A 17,095-nucleotide genomic window follows, 5' to 3' on the forward strand; every position below is an offset into this window, starting at 1 on the left:
AGCTTTTTTGTGGCTGAGAACAATGTTGTTCCAGACTATTTTTTACAGTGACTATTCGTTTTCTTCTTTTTTCTTAAGACCAAAGAAGGCTAGGATGGATGTCAACAGAGCGAGCATATAGATAGCAGGAGAGTCGGCTGTTCCTGTTTCTGGTAGGCTTGTAGCTGCTGGTTTAAATGTTTTTGCTGAGGTGAAGGACAGGTGATGGTTGTTGGCTTTGATCTGTGTATCGTCCTTAGCAGATGTAAAAGTATTCTTTGTTTGGCTAGCTAGTTGATTAGGAGAATTCGTACCAACTAGAGCTGGAATATATGTTTGATCCATTTTACCGGTAGATGGGATAACTGGTTGGTTATTGCTTCCTGGGTAGGACTTTGGATTAGCAGGATCTGTTCCTTGTTTGATTTCCTCAATATCTGCCACACCATCTCCATCTGTATCTTTGCTAGCAGAAATAGAAATGGTACGAGAATTTGGATTGATGGTTGCATAGGCTGTGAGATCTGACTTAGCAAGGTAATCTGCAAAGGCAACGTCCATGGAAGGACCTTCCTCACGAGCTCCACCTAACATGGTGTAGCCATCCCCACCTGCTGCTAAGAAGTCATTAGTAGTCAAGTAATAATCTTTAGCAAGGTTGAGCGGTTCATATTGACCAGTTTCTGGGTTTTTAATTTCGATATAGAGGACGCGTTTTTCAGCTGGTAGGGTTGTATCGTAATAAACTTTTGCTCCAGAGACTTGGAGGAAGCCACCGCTTGGTTCAAGAAGGGGTTGACCGTTTTCGTCAAGAACCGTTTTGCCATCTTTTTCTTGTAAAATGGATCCAAGAGATTTAGCAAACATATCAGCAATATTCTGACCAGTTACTTTAATTTGAGAGATGGTATTCCCAAATGGAAGAACAGCAATGACGCTTCCTTTGGTGATTGGCTTGTCTTTGGCGATGGTTTCGCGTAAGCCGCCACCGTTGGTTACAGCAAGGTCTGTCTTATGGCTAAAACCAGTTTGTCCATATTCATAGAGGGCATCTGCCACGACATTTCCTAGGTTAGTTTCACGGACACGGACATTTTCCCGTTGACCGTTTAGTTCTACCGGACTATTGTCACGAACGATTTTTGCATTCTCAGCATCGTACTGTTCCTTGATTTTTTGGACCATGGCAGCTACTTTGGCATTTGGCACGACATTTTTTGTTGAAGCAGCTGAAATTTGTTGAGGGTTACCAAGCAATTGGTTGGCTTGGTAGGTGATTTTACCGATATTGTTCAGGTAGCTACCGGTTTGGTTATAGGTGACATTGTCTCCGTAAGTGGTTGATTGAACAGTATGGGAATGCCCATCAATAACGGTGACGCGTTTTCCTTTCAGTTTTGAGTTTTTAGAAAGTTCTTCAGCTAAGGTAGATCCTCGCCATTCGATTGGTGTAGTAGTATCTACTCCCAAGTGAGCAAGGACAACATAGTTTTTATAAGTCTTGCCTTCAGCAGTCGCGCGTGCCTCAATTTCATCGATGACCTTGTTTACTTCTGAAATAGGATCTGTAAAGGTTACACCTTGGACATTCTTAGGGTGAGTTTTAGTGGCTGTTTCAGGCGTTGTCACCCCGATGACGACAAACTCATCCCCAACGACATTCTTATCTTTATCGACGATGGTGGAAGCCTCAAATAAGCGAGCACCGTTGATGTAGGTGTTGGAGCTGAGAAGTGGGAAGTTCAAGATTTCTTTGTATTTCTTAGCCTCATCCAAACCAAAATCGAACTCATGGTTTCCGACTGCCATAGCATCGTAGCCAATTTCGTTCAAAATTTTAGCTCGTTCTTCCCCTTTTGAACTATTTGAAATCGGTAGTCCTTGGAAGGCATCTCCAGCATCTACGACCAAAGTAGATGGATTTTTCGCACGTTCTTCATCGATGACTGCGGCTAATTTAGCATCACCAATCACACCCTTTTCTTCGACGATCCGACCATGGACATCGTTGGTATGAAGGATATTTGCTTCAGGCAAGTCAGCTGAGCTCTCTGTAGCGCCTTCTGAAGTAGCTGTATTAGCTTCTGTTGAAGCAGGAGTAGCAGCATCTGTAGCATTTGTGGAAGCAGCAGCTACTTCAAGGTTAGTTTCTGGAGCTGTTTGCTCATCTGCAACTACCTGAGAAGCTAGGAAGGCAGGAGCAAGCAATAAGATCGGCAAAAGAAGTTTCTTCTTTTTCATAAACGGTCCTCATTTCTATTTTATTGCATACTAAATATTATAGCTAAAAAGGAAAGAAAAGGAAAACGTTTTCTGATAGTTGGGCAAATAATCTTGTGAGTGCGTTGAGGTTCCAGCTAGTTGCTCTTATCCATAAAAAAAGAAAACTTTCGTTTTCTCATTTTCTTATTCTGTTATGGGTTGGTTCCAAGTGGTAAAGTCAGTCACACTTAACACGACTGTCGCGATTTCGATCGGCTCTTCTTTTGCACCAGTTGACAACCATTTTGTGATTACGGCTTCAATCGTAGCTGCAAAAATCTCAACAGCATACTTATAAGGAACTTGGAATTTATTAACCAAGTGGTCTTTGGCGTGTGGAGTATCGTCAAGAAGTTGCAGGGTGAAATTTTTCATTAGAAAATGAAATTCTTGGTAATCCATCTGCATCAAGGCATAGATAAAGTCATAATTATCTTGAATATATTGAAGTGAGGCAAGAAAATTTGCTCGATTGACGGTGCTTGTAGCGAAAAGTTCTCCCAACTCGCCTAAGAGTTCAGATTTAAGCTGGTTGAACATATCTTGTTTGTCTACATAATGAAGGTAAAAGGTACCTCGATTAATGCCGGCTTCCTTTGTTAGTTGGCTAATTGTAAGGCTTTCAAGTGATTGTTCAAGAAGCAGGCGTGATAGGGCGCTTCGGATAGCATTTTTAGAATTCGTTTTTCTCTTTTTTCGGGTCATAGTTCCTCCTTTATCATGTATTTGGTATAAATGATTGTTCACTAATCATCATATTATACAGAAATCAAATTTATTCATCAACAGAATAAAATTTTAGTATCATTCTATAAGTCTAAATGGCTTGAAATCAGGTCTTATTCTTATACTATAAAAGCCATTTTGGAAGGATTATAAAATTTTTTCCCAGATCTACTTTCAAAGGGGCTATTATATAAAAATGAAAGAAAAACTTGAAATATCAGTTATTTAAACGATCATTACAATTCATACTTATTTGTTATTATATCACAAACTAAGGAGAGGAGGGCAGATGATGCTTGGAGATTTCTATATCAGGAACTAGATAAGATCAAGCTTTTTCCTTGTCTATTTTTGCATAGAAAAGTATTAGTTTGTTGGATGGCTTTATTCATAAAATAGAGGAAATGCATCCCTCACAAATTTCTTGTTTTTTAGTCGTTTTAAGGGATTGATTGTACTTGGTCTTCCGGTAAAAAAGGACTATAATAAAGATAGGAACTTGTGTTTAAGTGGGAGATAAGATATGGCTTATATTGAGATGAAACATAGTTACAAGCGCTATCCGTCAGGAGAAACTGACATCATTGCCAATAAAGATGTTACTTTTGAAATTGAGAAAGGCGAATTGGTCATCATTTTGGGGGCATCAGGCGCAGGAAAATCAACAGTCCTCAATATTTTGGGAGGTATGGATAGCAATGATGAAGGGGAGGTACTAGTGGATGGGAAAGCCATCTCAAGCTTCTCCTCGCACCAACGAACGGATTATCGCAGAAATGATGTTGGCTTTGTCTTCCAGTTTTATAATCTCATCCCTAATTTGACAGCCAAGGAAAATGTTGAGCTGGCTTCTGAAATTGTTTCTGATGCCTTAGACCCTGAACAAGTCTTGAGAGAGGTTGGATTGGGTGAGCGTTTGAACAACTTCCCAGCCCAGCTATCTGGTGGGGAACAACAACGGGTAGCCATTGCGCGCGCAGTGGCGAAGAACCCTAAGATTCTCCTTTGTGATGAACCAACAGGGGCTTTAGACTACCAAACCGGTAAACAGGTTTTAAAGATTCTTCAGGACATGTCTCGTAAAAAAGGGGCAACAGTGATTATCGTCACCCATAATGCTTCTTTAGCGCCAATAGCCGATCGTGTCATTCAGATGCATGATGCCCAAGTAAAATCGGTGACCATCCATAACACTCCACTAGATATTGATAGCCTAGAGTATTAGGGAGGTTGTTCATGAAGCGAAAAGTATATTGGAAAGATCTATGTCATTCCTTTACCAGTTCCAAAGGGCGCTTTTTGTCCATTTTAACGCTGATGATGCTGGGTAGCTTAGCCCTGGTCGGTTTAAAAGTAACGACTCCAAATATGCATCGGACTGCCCAGCGCTTTATAGACAAACAAGAAATGTTGGACCTAGCTGTCATGGGAGATCTTGGTTTGGATAAGACTGACCAAGAAGAGCTACAAGGATTGACGGGGGCCAGCTTGGAGTTTTCCTACCTGACAGATGTGACGCTTGACGGAAAGGACGAAGCTGTTCGACTGTTTTCCATTCCAGAAACCATCTCACGCTTTCAGCTGGCTTCAGGACGGCTTCCGCAGAAGGAAGATGAGGTCGCTCTAGCAGCGTTTTGGAAAGATCGTTACCAGATTGGGGATCAGCTAAGGATACATGAAAAAGCTGGAAGTCCATCTGTTTTAAAGACAAAAAACTATCGAATTGTTGGCTTTGTAAAGTCTGCTGAGATGTGGTCCGAAAAAGACTTGGGACAAGCTAGGAGTGGGAGTGGTTCCTTGGATGCCTATGGCGTCCTCTCAAAAGAAGCCTTTACTAGTCCTGTTTATAGCCTTGCTCGGATTCGGTTTGATGATTTGAGGGGGTTCAATCCATTCTCAACCAGCTATCAAGATCGTCTGGCCTCCCATCAAAAGGACCTGAAAAAACTCTTAGCTGGAAATGGTCAGGAGCGCTATCGAAAGCTACAGGCTGATGGGAAACAAAAGATCCAAAAAGGGCGAGAAGAACTTGATGCTGCAAATAAACAGTTAGCAGACGCACGCGAAAAGGCAGGTCAAGCACAGACACAATTGACGGAGCAATCCAATAATCTGAATCAACTATCTACACTCTTGCCCAAGGAAGAATTAGAAGCAAGACGACTCGAGTTGGCAGAAGCTCAAAAGCAACTAGATTATCAATTGGTCAACATTCAGACAGGTGAATCGGAACTAGCAACTAAACAGAAGGACCTGGAAAAGGCCAAGGAAGATCTGAAAAATCTAGAGCAACCAAACTATCATGTCTATGATCGAAAAACCATTCCAGGTGGCCAGGGTTACCTCATGTATAGTAATGCCAGTGCCAGTATCTCCGCCGTAGGCAATCTATTTCCTGTGGTACTCTACGCAGTCGCTGCCATGGTCACGTTCACGACCATGACTCGTTTTGTTGATGAAGAACGGAGCCATGCGGGCTTGTTCAAAGCCTTGGGCTATCGAACGAAAGATATCTTAGCAAAGTTTCTCTTGTATGGCTTGGTTGCTGGAACTGTTGGGACAGGCATCGGAACTCTTCTCGGTCATTATGTTTTATCAGGAACCATTTCACAAATTATCACTCAGGGGATGGTCGTGGGTACTAGTCAACAGTATTTTTATGGGTCCTATAGCTTATTAGCCTTGGGGCTCTCCCTTCTTTCTAGCGTCTTTCCAGCTTATCTAGTCGCTAAGAGAGAGTTGAAGGAAGAAGCCAGTCACCTCCTTCTTCCAAAACCGCCAGTTTCCGGATCCAGTATTTTGCTCGAACGCCTTCCGTTTTTGTGGAAACGTTTGAGTTTCACCCAAAAGGTGACTGCTAGAAATATTTTTCGCTACAAACAGCGGATGGTGATGACCATATTTGGTGTTGCTGGTTCGGTTGCTCTTCTCTTTGCGGGTCTTGGTATTCAATCCTCAGTCGGTGGTGTGCCCCAACGTCAGTTTGGGGAAATCCTCAAGTATGATATGATTCTCTCGACCAAATCCAGTCTGACAGACGAAGAGGAAGAATCCTTGAAGAAGCGCTTGAAGCAAGCAGATATTAAAGAGACAGAAGCCATTTTTACAAAACAAGTGGAGGCTTCTTATCCATCAGGACGTGGAAAACAAAGCATGACCTTGATGGTGTCCTCTAAAGACAGCTTGGAACCCTTTATCAGTCTTCGCTCAGAAGAGGGAAGAATCTACCTATCCAATGGGGCGGTGATTACCAGTAAATTAGCGCAGCTGGCCAAGGTGGGAGTTGGGGATGATTTGTGGATAGATGGCCATAAGATTAGAGTGGCTGCGATTACCGAAAATTATGTAGGCCATTTTGTCTATATGAATCAAGCGACCTATCAGAAAACCTATGGAAAAAGCGCTAATATGAATGCCTATTTGGTCCGATTACAGTCTTCTTCTCAGCAGTTCGTCCAGAAGGTCAGTCGGGACATGATGGAAGAAGGGGCGGTGCTTGCTGTTACGCAAAATACTTCCTTGATTTCTCTCTTCAGTTCTGTGGCACAATCATTGAATAAGACCATGATGATTTTAGTTCTGGTATCTATTTTGCTAGCGATGGTTATTTTGTATAATTTGACCAATATCAATGTGGCAGAACGAATCCGTGAGTTATCCACCATTAAGGTATTAGGTTTTCATCATCAAGAAGTCACCCTTTATATTTATCGAGAAACCATCCTCTTGTCTCTTGTAGGGATAGGATTGGGTTTGCTAGGAGGTTTTTATCTCCATCGCTTCTTGATTGCCATGATCGCCCCAGATGCCATTCTCTTCTATCCGCGGGTAGCCCTTGGTGTCTATCTTTATCCTATCGCTGGCGTCATTCTGATCCTAGCTAGCTTAGGAATCTTGGTTAATCATCATCTTCGTAAGGTAGACATGCTGGAGGCTTTGAAATCTGTTGAATAAAAAAAGAAACTTCTACCCTAGGGTGGAAGTTTTTTAGAGCTTTGGTATAATGAGAGAAGGAGAAGAGACATGACAAAAATTGCTTTGCTTTCGGATATACATGGGAATACAACTGCTTTAGAGGCTGTGCTTGAAGATGCCAAGCGGGCAGGTGTAGAAGAATACTGGTTATTAGGGGATGTCCTTATGCCGGGGACTGGTAGACGACATCTTTTGAACCTACTTGAAGAATTGCCTATCACCGTACAGATTTTAGGAAATTGGGAAGATAGCTTGTGGCGAGCGATGAAGGGGATGCTGGATCCATCAAGGGCTAGTCACCGTTATTTGATGCGCCATTGTCAGTATATCTTAGAAGAAATTCGTCCAGAAGAAATAGAGGCCATGCAAAGTCTGCCCATGCAAGTGCATCGGGAAATTTCCGGCTTAAGAGTGGGCATCACCCATCATCTGCCAGACAAAAACTGGGGACGCGAATTGATCCATATAGGAGACCAGAAAGATTTTGATCGCCTCGTAACCAATCCCCCTTGTGATCTAGCAGTCTATGGTCATATCCACCAACAATTTTTCCGATATGGAAGTGGTGGAGAGCTCATCTTGAACCCGGGTTCCATCGGTCAACCCTTCTTTTTGCAAGCCAATCTTCGAAAGGATCTCCGGGCCATGTATGCTATTCTAGAGTTTGATGAATCGGGTTTGAAAGATGTTGCCTTTCGGCGGGTGTCCTATGACATTGAGAAAGAACTCCAACTCGCTAAGGATCTGAAACTCCCTTACTTCCAAGTTTACTATGAAAGTTTAGTCAATGGGATCCACCATACCCATAATCATGAGCTTCTACATGAAATAGCCCAGCGAGAGGGACACAATGTAGAAGTAGACGCATGGTTGAGAGATTTTTTCAACTAGTGTAACAGTTGACATTACAACAAATAAGGGTATAATAGACTAAAAGAAAGAACTTTAACGTCGGAAGAGTAAATGTATCTAGTTACTGATGGCCTTAGATCCAGTTTAAGACATCCCTATCTAGATGGAAGAGAGGAGTATCCATGCAAATTTCAAGTCGTTTCACCATTGGAACCCATGTATTAGTCATGATTGCTTTAAAAGGAGATTGCACCAAGGTGACCAGTGATATGATTGCTGGCAGTGTTGGGGTGAACCCGGTCATTATTCGGAAAACCTTGTCTCAATTAAAAAAGGCAGGCTTGATCCATGTAGCGCGTGGAACAGGTGGGGCCGAGATGGCCAAAGAATTGGAAGCCATTAGTTTGTTAGATATCTACCAGGCGGTTGAGTGCCTTGGGAAGACTGGTCAATTATTTGGTTTCCACGAGCACCCAAATCCAGCTTGTCCGATTGGAAATAGCATCCATGGTGTCCTAGATGGGAAGCTGGAAGAGATTCAGTTAGCTATGGAAAAGGAAATGTCTCAGACCAGCCTCAAAGAAGTGGTGGAGCAAACCAAGAAACAAATGGAACTAGCAACCGTTTCTTGATTTGAGTCTGTAAGAAACTTGATGTAAAAAAGCCTTTCAGTATATACTGAAAGGCTTTTTTTTGTTGAATGAAATGATTTAAAGTTTATCTAATTTTTATTTTTTAATAAATAAGACACTAACTAGAATAAATCCAATTACATAAATCCATGTCCAGTAACGATTAGGAATGAACATAAAGGAAGAACGATCGCGCAAAGCAATGCGTCGCCCTGTTTCCTCATCAATCATATACCGAACCTGATCGGAAACAATTTTTTTTTTGTTAGCAAATAATTGACTGCTGCAGTAAGAATTCCCAACATACATCCTAAGATGATACTATCTGTACTCTTATTTACATTAAGATGCAGGAAGGAATAAATCATATTCGCCAAAACTCCTCCAATCATAAGAGCATGGGGAACGAGCAAGCCTTTACCACGCCAAACAATAATTAAATAATTTCCTTATTTCCTATCTTAATCAAAATAAAGCAAGTCTTTGCTGGTTTCGGTAAAGAGGCCAAAGCCATCTTTTGTGACATAGCCACAGTCTTCAATCCGAACTCCGACTTTTCCAGGGATGTAGATGCCTGGTTCGACAGAGAAGCACATTCCTTCTTCGATGACCATGTCATTTCCTTCCATGATAGAAGGGAATTCATGCACATCCATTCCGATACCGTGTCCGAGGCGGTGGTTGAAGTATTCGCCGTATCCTGCTTTTTCAATGACGCTCCGGGCAGCACGGTCTACGTCATGTGCTGTTACACCTGGTTTGATCATATCTAGGGCAGCCTGTTGAGCTTCTAAAGTCAAGTGGTAGATTTCTTTTTTGAAATCATCTGGTTTTCCAACAGCGACTGTTCGCGTCATATCTGAAGCATAGCCATTCACCATACAGCCCAAGTCGAAGAGAAGAAGAGCATCCTTTTCAATTTTGTTGCTACCAGGAATGCCGTGAGGGTTGGCTGCATTGTTACCAGTCAAGACCATAGTTTCAAAGCTCATTTCATAGCCCAAGCGTTTGATGCCAAAGTCGATTTCTGCGACGATGTCAGTTTCTGTTTTACCCAGTGAGATAGCGTCAAATCCCATATTGACAGCCTTATCCGCATATTGACCTGCAACCAACATTTTTTGAATTTCATCAGCAGATTTGATCAAGCGCATGCGGTTAATTCGAGGGCTGAGATTGGTAAATGTTGCTTGTTCAAAGACTGAACGAAGCCCATGGTACTTGGTCAAAATCAAATTATCAAATTCCAAAGCGACCTTTTTGGCTTCTGGATTAGCGCTAGCCCTTTTGATTTTTTCCCAAGGGTTTTCAGAATCCACATACCCTACCACTTGGAAATCCACAACTTCAGTCGCCCGTTCTACCTCAAGAGCAGGGACAAAAAGAAGCGGTTCATGGTCTGGATAAACGAACAAGAAGAGCTGACGTTCGTGGGGATCACTGTAAAATCCAGTTAGGTAATTGATAGTGACAGGATCGGATACAACAGCAACCTCTGTTTTTTCAGTTTCAAGAAATGCTACAATTTGATCTAATTTAGACATAAGCTACCTTCTTTCTATTGATAATATTTTGTCAGATTTTCCCTAAAAAATCAAGAGTTTGCAAAAAGATGTTAAAATGCTTGAAAGTGTTTACAATAAGTGATAGAATAGTTGTTATAGAAGACTGAAAACGAAATTTTCAATAAAGAAAGGAAGTATTATGAATACAGACGATACTGTAACCATTTACGACGTTGCCCGAGAGGCGGGTGTCTCAATGGCGACTGTTAGCCGTGTCGTGAACGGAAATAAGAACGTTAAGGAAAATACTCGTAAAAAAGTATTGGAAGTCATTGAACGTTTGGACTATCTTCCGAATGCAGTAGCTCGTGGACTTGCGAGTAAGAAAACCACAACCGTAGGTGTTGTGATTCCAAATATTACCAATAGTTATTTCTCTACTCTGGCAAAGGGGATCGATGACATTGCTGAAATGTATAAGTACAACATCGTCCTTGCCAACAGCGATGAAGACGATGATAAAGAAGTTTCTGTTGTCAATACTCTTTTCTCAAAACAGGTCGATGGGATTATCTTCATGGGTTATCACTTGACAGAAAAGATTCGTTCAGAATTCTCTCGTTCTCGGACACCGGTGGTCCTTGCTGGGACAGTTGATGTCGAACATCAATTGCCAAGTGTCAATATTGATTACAAGCAAGCGACAGTAGACGCGGTTACACTATTGGCTAAACGAAATAAAAAGATTGCTTTTGTAAGTGGACCATTAGTAGATGATATCAACGGTAAGATTCGCTTGGCTGGCTACAAAGATGCTTTGAAAGCAAAAAAATTGTCTTACAGTGAAGGCTTGGTCTTTGAGTCTAAGTACCGCTATGAAGAAGGCTATAACTTGGCTGAACGCATCATTGCATCTAAAGCGACAGCAGCCTTTGTAACTGGGGATGAATTGGCAGCAGGTTTGCTTAATGGTCTAGCTGATCAAGGTGTGAACGTACCGGAAGATTTTGAGTTGATTACCAGTGATGATTCACAAATTACACGCTACACTCGTCCAAATCTTTCAACTGTAGGCCAACCACTTTATGATTTGGGGGCTATCAGTATGCGGATGTTGACAAAAATTATGCATAAGGAAGAATTGGAAGAAAGAGAAGTTCTTCTTGCCCATACCATCAATCATCGTGGGACTACGAAGAAGTAAAAACAAAAGGAAGCCAAGGCTTCCTTTTTTCTTATCTCTGTATGAATCTCCGGTAAAACTTGAAGGGGTCTGCTAAATCAGGTATAATAGAGGGTATGAAAGTTTTACTGTATCTTGAAGGAAAATCCGTTTTACAAAAATCAGGGATTGGTCGTGCCCTCCAACACCAGATGCATGCCTTGGATTTGGCTGGAATCCCCTATACTACGGATATTTTAGGAGATTACGATGTGGTCCATATTAATACCTATGGTCCTCGGAGTTTGTTGCTTTTACATGCTGCCAAACGTCGGGGGAAAAAGGTCATCATGCATGGGCATTCCACACGGGAAGATTTCCAAAATTCATTTATCGGGTCCAATTTATTTGCTCCCTTATTTGGCAAATATTTGGCTCATATGTATAAAAAAGCCGATTTTATTATCACCCCTTCAGAATATTCTAAGCAGCTGATTCAGTCCTATGGGGTCAAGACTCCAATAGTCGCTGTTTCCAATGGGATTGATTTGTCAAAATATAAAAAAGATCCCAAAAAAGAAGAGGTTTTTCGGAAGCACTTTAATATCCAAGAAGGAGAGAAGGTCGTTTTATGTGCGGGTCTCTACTTTAGACGAAAAGGGATTGAAGACTTTGTAGAAGTGGCTCGGCGGATGCCAGATGTCCGCTTTATTTGGTTGGGGTCGATTAATAAATGGTTGATTCCTCGGGCTATTCGTCGTCTGGTCGAGAAAGATCATCCGAGCAATGTTGAATTCCCTGGCTATTTTAAGGGAGCTGTATTCCAAGGGGCCATGACAGGTGCGGATGCCTTCTTCTTCCCGTCTTACGAGGAAACGGAAGGGATTGTTGTCCTAGAGGCCTTAGCGGGTCACCAGCATGTCGTCCTCCGGGATATTCCAGTTTATCATGGTTGGGTGGACCAAGAGTCGGCAGAATTGTGTCATTCAGTGGATGAGTTTGTGGACTCTCTTGAAAAAGTCTTGTCTGGTCAAGTGGACAAGCGCGATGCAGGGGATCGAGTCGCTCAAAGCCGCTCAATTGATTTGGTAGCGGATCAACTAGTGAAAGCCTATCAGCAAGTATTGGAGATGTAATATGCGTATTGGATTATTTACAGATACTTATTTTCCACAGGTATCGGGGGTTGCGACCAGTATTCGAACCCTTAAAACAGAATTGGAGAAATTGGGACATACTGTTTTTATCTTTACGACGACGGATAAGGATGTCAACCGCTATGAAGACTGGCAAATTATCCGCATTCCAAGTATCCCTTTCTTTGCTTTTAAGGATCGGCGGATTGCTTATCGCGGCTTTACCAAGGCTTTGGCCATTGCCAAACAATACAAACTGGATATGATCCATACACAGACGGAGTTTTCTTTAGGACTACTCGGGGTTTGGATTGCTAAGGAGCTTCGGATTCCAGTAATTCATACCTATCATACCCAGTATGAAGATTATGTGCGTTATATTGCCAAGGGGATGGTTATCCGACCAAGTATGGTCAAATACATTGTTCGTGGTTATATGAATGACTTGGATGGGGTCATCTGTCCGAGTGAGATTGTCTATGATCTCTTGCTGAAATACAAGGTCAAGGCTGAAAAACGGATTATTCCAACAGGAATCGAGCTGGCGAAGTTTGAACGACCTGAAATCACACAAGTGGAGACGCAAGCCCTTCGTGAAAAATTAGGGATTCAAGAGGGTGAAATTATGCTCTTGAGCTTGTCACGGGTTTCTTACGAGAAAAATATCCAAGCCGTTATTGCGGCTTTGCCTAAAGTGCTAGAAGAAAATACGCATATTAAATTGATTGTGGCTGGAGATGGGCCTTATCTGGATGATTTAAAAAAACAAGCGGCCAAGCTTGGTGTATCAGATACGGTTGTCTTCACAGGGATGATTCCACCAAACGAAACAGCTCTGTACTATAAAGCAGCAGATTTCTTCATTTCAGCTTCGACTAGTGAGACGCAAGGCTTGACCTATTTAGAGAGTATCGCTAGTGGGACACCCCTAATTGCTCAGAGTAATCCTTACTTAGATAATGTGATCAATGATCGGATGTTCGGAATCTTGTATGACCAGGAAGAAGATTTGGCAGCAGCTATTTTAGAAGCGACCTTAGCCACACCAGAGAAGGATGAGGCTAAGTGGGAGGAGAAGCTTTATGAAATTTCTTCGACAAATTTTGGTCGCAGGGTCTATGAGTTCTATCTAGACGCTATTATATCGAAAGATTTTTACAATGAACGTCATCCTGAGGAAAGCCGTACCAAACGGGTGACCAAGTCTATTGTGAAAATTCCGCAAAAGGTTATCGCTATGCCTGTGAATGGGTCTGTGAGAATCATGAAGGGCTCCTTTAAACAGGTGAAAAAGATACGCAACATTACCAAGCTATTGGATTAGAGTTCATCTCAAAAGCTAGGGGTCCTAAAGAAATGCTCCTGGCATAGGGGATAGGAAGCTTTTTCCTCTTGCAAAATATTTCAATCGTGCTATAATACTAGTCAGAGACATATCAAATCTAGGAAATCTGATAGAGAGCGCGTGGAGCTGGAAATCGCGTAGAGGATAGGTTTGGGACTACTCGGTGAACTTTTTATGCAAACATAAAACGGTGGCCACGTTAGAGCCAATCAGAGGTGTTCCTCTTTTTTGAGGAACATAAATGAAGGTGGAACCACGTTGCGACGTCCTTTCGAGGAGGTCGCTTTTTTGTTTTTTTGATGAAGAAATCAAAAAGAGTTTTACCATAACTAAGATTTTTAAATATTTATAAGGAGAAGATCATGATTAAGATTACTTTCCCAGATGGCGCTGTTCGTGAATTCGAATCTGGCGTTACAACTTTTGAAATTGCCCAATCTATCAGCAACTCTTTGGCTAAGAAAGCCCTTGCTGGTAAATTTAACGGCAAATTGATTGACACCACTCGTGCTATCACTGAAGATGGAAGCATCGAAATCGTGACACCTGATCACGAAGATGCTCTTCCAATCTTGCGCCACTCAGCAGCACACTTGTTTGCCCAAGCCGCTCGTCGTCTCTTCCCAGATATTCACTTGGGTGTCGGTCCAGCTATCGAAGATGGTTTCTACTACGATACAGACAACCAAGCCGGTCAAATCTCTAACGAAGACCTTCCTCGTATCGAAGAAGAAATGCAAAAAATCGTTAAAGAAAACTTCCCATCTATTCGTGAGGAAGTGACAAAAGACGAGGCGCGTGAAATCTTTAAGAACGACCCATATAAATTGGAATTGATCGAAGAGCACTCAGAAGACGAGGGTGGCTTAACCATCTACCGTCAAGGTGAGTATGTAGACCTCTGTCGTGGCCCTCACGTCCCATCAACAGGCCGTATCCAAATCTTCCACCTTCTCAATGTAGCAGGTGCTTACTGGCGTGGAAATAGCGACAATGCTATGATGCAACGGATCTACGGTACAGCTTGGTTTGACAAGAAAGACTTGAAGAACTACCTTCAAATGCGTGAAGAAGCTAAAGAACGTGACCACCGTAAACTTGGTAAAGAGCTTGACCTCTTCATGATTTCTCAAGAGGTTGGACAAGGTTTGCCATTCTGGTTGCCAAACGGTGCTACTATCCGTCGTGAATTGGAACGCTACATCGTCGACAAGGAGTTGGCTTCTGGCTACCAACACGTTTACACTCCACCACTTGCTTCTGTAGAACTTTACAAGACTTCTGGTCACTGGGATCATTACCAAGAAGATATGTTCCCAACTATGGATATGGGAGACGGTGAAGAATTTGTCCTTCGTCCAATGAACTGCCCACACCACATTCAAGTCTTCAAACACCATGTTCACTCATACCGTGAATTGCCAATCCGTATCGCTGAAATCGGAATGATGCACCGCTATGAGAAATCAGGTGCTTTGACTGGTCTTCAACGGGTGCGTGAAATGTCTCTCAACGACGGTCACCTCTTTGTGACTCCAGAACAAATTCAAGAAGAATTCCAACGTGCTCTTCAGTTGATTATCGATGTTTATGAAGACTTCAACTTGAATGAATACCGTTTCCGCCTCTCTCTTCGTGACCCTCAAGATACTCACAAGTACTTTGATAACGATGAAATGTGGGAAAATGCCCAAACCATGCTTCGTGCTGCCCTTGATGAAATGGGCGTTGACTACTTTGAAGCTGAAGGTGAAGCTGCCTTCTACGGACCAAAATTGGATATCCAGGTGAAGACTGCCCTTGGAAAAGAAGAAACCCTCTCCACTATCCAGCTTGACTTCTTGCTTCCAGAACGCTTCGACCTTAAATACATCGGAGCTGATGGTGAAGAACATCGCCCAGTTATGATCCACCGTGGGGTTATCTCAACAATGGAACGCTTCACAGCTATCTTGATTGAAAACTACAAGGGTGCCTTCCCAACATGGCTTGCACCACATCAAGTAACCCTCATCCCAGTATCTAACGAAAAACACGTGGACTACGCTTGGGAAGTAGCTAAGAAACTCCGTGACCGTGGTGTCCGTGCTGATGTGGATGAACGTAATGAAAAAATGCAATTCAAGATCCGTGCATCACAAACTAGCAAGATTCCTTACCAATTGATCGTTGGTGACAAGGAAATGGAAGATGGAACTGTCAACGTTCGTCGCTATGGACAAAAAGAAACAAACACTGTGTCAGTAGATGAGTTTGTAGCAACTATCCTAGCTGATATCGCCAACAAATCTCGTGTTGAGAAATAAAACGATAAAACCTGGGATAAAAATTCCAGCTACCTAAAAAAGAGGTTGGGACAAAAGATCCCGACCTCACTTTTTATTAGCAATCAAAGTTTGACGAGGTAGCTGATTGAACTTTTTGTTCGTCTTTTAGACTCCAAAAAGCTCCTAATCATCCTCGCGGGGCTGGGACTACGAAATCGAGACTTTGTCTATCGATTTCTGTCCCACCGCATTTTTATATTTTGTTTAACCTGAGCTAGTAGTGATTGGTCAAACCACCACAAATAGTATCCTCATCAATAATCCTTTCTATCCATTAACTTTTGGATATAGGATATCCTCCCAAGATTTGCTTCCATGAGTTAGATGAGTTGATTATCCTCAATCCTTGTCTGCTTCATTTTCTTTTACGAGATCGTTTTGTGAATCTTTTTCAGAGAGTTTTTGATCAATATACTTGTCAATGTTTTCATAAAATTCCTTGGTCGCTTCACTATCTAATGTTGGCGAGTTCTGAACTTGATTCACTTTCAATTGAACAGATTGAATACCGTAAGAGGCTTGTTTTTGGTGGAGTGTTTCTAATTCTTCTTCTGAAATCGGATCTCCAACAACCGTCAAGACCAATTCATTGTTACTTGACTTGTAGACTTGATTAATAACCGTATAATTGGCGAACTCTTTTCCTACAAACTGTTTGATCCCTTCTTTGCGCGCTTGTTCTATTGTCAGAGTAACTGCCGAATAGCTAGCTGGAAGAATCAACAATACAATCAAAGATATCAAGCCAATTCTCATTTTAATGCTCAGCTCTTTAAATGAAGTTAAAGGAGATTTTCTCATCAAAATTCTTGTTCCAACAATGTTGGCTAGCATGATAAAGACACAGTTGATCAAGAAAAGATAGAGAGCCCCCAATAAAAATCGTACATTCCCATTAGCTAAACCATAGCCAGCAGTACAGATAGGCGGCATCAGAGCTGTAGCAATGGCTACTCCTGGCACGATATTGTTTGCTTCTTTTTTCCTTGAACCGATCACACCAGCAATCCCACCAGCAATAGCAATGAGGACATCCCAAATGGTTGGAGAGGTTCGTGCAATCAACTCGCTACTTGCATAAGACAAGGGAGAAATCCAGAAATACAGAGTCGAGACAAGCAAACTGACCAACACTTGAGTCAATAAAACCTCTAGAGATTGCTTGATTAAACGCGTATCAAAAATAGCTAAACC

At 42.0% G+C, this 17,095-nt stretch carries 12 protein-coding genes; 8 read left to right on the forward strand and 4 right to left on the reverse strand.

Features of this window, described 5'->3' with window-relative positions:
- Positions 1–51 precede the first annotated feature (51 nt).
- Together nt5e and ADF75_RS06825 are read right to left on the reverse strand one after the other, a co-directional pair.
- Positions 52–2,220 (reverse strand): cell surface ecto-5'-nucleotidase Nt5e, encoded by a 2,169-nt coding sequence (gene nt5e / locus ADF75_RS06820; protein ID WP_048789593.1) that lies wholly within the window; start codon positions 2,218–2,220, stop codon positions 52–54.
- Between the two features lie 165 nt (positions 2,221–2,385).
- On the reverse strand, positions 2,386–2,946 hold the full coding sequence (locus ADF75_RS06825; protein WP_048789594.1) for a TetR/AcrR family transcriptional regulator: 561 nt from the start codon (positions 2,944–2,946) through the stop codon (positions 2,386–2,388).
- Positions 2,947–3,490: 544 nt separating this feature from the next.
- Between ADF75_RS06825 and ADF75_RS06830 the strand changes: the two genes are divergently transcribed.
- From ADF75_RS06830 to ADF75_RS06845, 4 genes are all read left to right on the forward strand, one after another.
- The gene (locus ADF75_RS06830) at positions 3,491–4,192 is read left to right on the forward strand and encodes an ABC transporter ATP-binding protein (RefSeq protein WP_048789595.1); all 702 of its coding nucleotides are present in this window, start codon (positions 3,491–3,493) and stop codon (positions 4,190–4,192) included.
- Between the two features lie 11 nt (positions 4,193–4,203).
- A complete protein-coding gene (locus tag ADF75_RS06835) occupies positions 4,204–6,921 on the forward strand; it encodes an FtsX-like permease family protein (RefSeq protein ID WP_048789596.1) in 2,718 nt (905 codons plus the stop codon).
- Between the two features lie 69 nt (positions 6,922–6,990).
- Positions 6,991–7,833 carry a metallophosphoesterase family protein gene (locus tag ADF75_RS06840; RefSeq protein WP_048789597.1) on the forward strand — a complete coding sequence of 281 codons (843 nt, stop codon included), beginning with the start codon at positions 6,991–6,993 and terminating at the stop codon, positions 7,831–7,833.
- Between the two features lie 143 nt (positions 7,834–7,976).
- The gene (locus ADF75_RS06845; RefSeq protein ID WP_048789598.1) at positions 7,977–8,426 is read left to right on the forward strand and encodes an Rrf2 family transcriptional regulator; all 450 of its coding nucleotides are present in this window, start codon (positions 7,977–7,979) and stop codon (positions 8,424–8,426) included.
- A gap of 461 nt (positions 8,427–8,887) precedes the next feature.
- Here ADF75_RS06845 and ADF75_RS06855 read toward each other — a convergent pair whose 3' ends face one another.
- Positions 8,888–9,970, reverse strand: a complete 1,083-nt coding sequence (locus ADF75_RS06855; protein WP_048789599.1) for a M24 family metallopeptidase — start codon at positions 9,968–9,970, stop codon at positions 8,888–8,890.
- Positions 9,971–10,130: 160 nt separating this feature from the next.
- Here ADF75_RS06855 and ccpA point away from each other — a divergent pair, with 160 nt between their 5' ends.
- From ccpA to thrS, 4 genes are all read left to right on the forward strand, one after another.
- Positions 10,131–11,135 carry a catabolite control protein A gene (gene ccpA / locus ADF75_RS06860; RefSeq protein WP_048789600.1) on the forward strand — a complete coding sequence of 335 codons (1,005 nt, stop codon included), beginning with the start codon at positions 10,131–10,133 and terminating at the stop codon, positions 11,133–11,135.
- A 95-nt stretch (positions 11,136–11,230) separates the two neighbouring features.
- Positions 11,231–12,229, forward strand: coding sequence for a glycosyltransferase family 4 protein (locus ADF75_RS06865; protein ID WP_006597024.1), 999 nt, complete (start codon positions 11,231–11,233; stop codon positions 12,227–12,229).
- A 1-nt stretch (position 12,230) separates the two neighbouring features.
- Positions 12,231–13,553: a glycosyltransferase family 4 protein gene (locus ADF75_RS06870; protein ID WP_048789601.1), complete on the forward strand. Its 1,323-nt coding sequence runs from the start codon at positions 12,231–12,233 to the stop codon at positions 13,551–13,553.
- Positions 13,554–13,936: 383 nt separating this feature from the next.
- On the forward strand, positions 13,937–15,880 hold the full coding sequence (thrS, locus tag ADF75_RS06875) for a threonine--tRNA ligase (RefSeq protein ID WP_048789602.1): 1,944 nt from the start codon (positions 13,937–13,939) through the stop codon (positions 15,878–15,880).
- Positions 15,881–16,240: 360 nt separating this feature from the next.
- Here thrS and ADF75_RS06880 read toward each other — a convergent pair.
- The coding region (locus ADF75_RS06880) for a DUF389 domain-containing protein (protein WP_048789603.1) at positions 16,241–17,095 on the reverse strand (855 nt) is incomplete at its 5' end.

The sequence above is a fragment of the Streptococcus sp. 1171_SSPC genome, assembly GCF_001069335.1.
In the GTDB taxonomy this organism is placed as follows: Bacteria; Bacillota; Bacilli; order Lactobacillales; family Streptococcaceae; genus Streptococcus; species Streptococcus xiaochunlingii.

Coding starts and splice junctions, on each gene's coding strand:
- nt5e (WP_048789593.1), bottom strand. CDS start 2,220: ATGAAAAAGAAGAAACTTCTTTTGCCGATCTTATTGCTTGCTCCTGCC.
- ADF75_RS06825 (WP_048789594.1), bottom strand. CDS start 2,946: ATGACCCGAAAAAAGAGAAAAACGAATTCTAAAAATGCTATCCGAAGC.
- ADF75_RS06835 (WP_048789596.1), top strand. CDS start 4,204: ATGAAGCGAAAAGTATATTGGAAAGATCTATGTCATTCCTTTACCAGT.
- ADF75_RS06845 (WP_048789598.1), top strand. CDS start 7,977: ATGCAAATTTCAAGTCGTTTCACCATTGGAACCCATGTATTAGTCATG.
- ccpA (WP_048789600.1), top strand. CDS start 10,131: ATGAATACAGACGATACTGTAACCATTTACGACGTTGCCCGAGAGGCG.
- thrS (WP_048789602.1), top strand. CDS start 13,937: ATGATTAAGATTACTTTCCCAGATGGCGCTGTTCGTGAATTCGAATCT.
- ADF75_RS06865 (WP_006597024.1), top strand. CDS start 11,231: ATGAAAGTTTTACTGTATCTTGAAGGAAAATCCGTTTTACAAAAATCA.
- ADF75_RS06855 (WP_048789599.1), bottom strand. CDS start 9,970: ATGTCTAAATTAGATCAAATTGTAGCATTTCTTGAAACTGAAAAAACA.
- ADF75_RS06840 (WP_048789597.1), top strand. CDS start 6,991: ATGACAAAAATTGCTTTGCTTTCGGATATACATGGGAATACAACTGCT.
- ADF75_RS06870 (WP_048789601.1), top strand. CDS start 12,231: ATGCGTATTGGATTATTTACAGATACTTATTTTCCACAGGTATCGGGG.
- ADF75_RS06830 (WP_048789595.1), top strand. CDS start 3,491: ATGGCTTATATTGAGATGAAACATAGTTACAAGCGCTATCCGTCAGGA.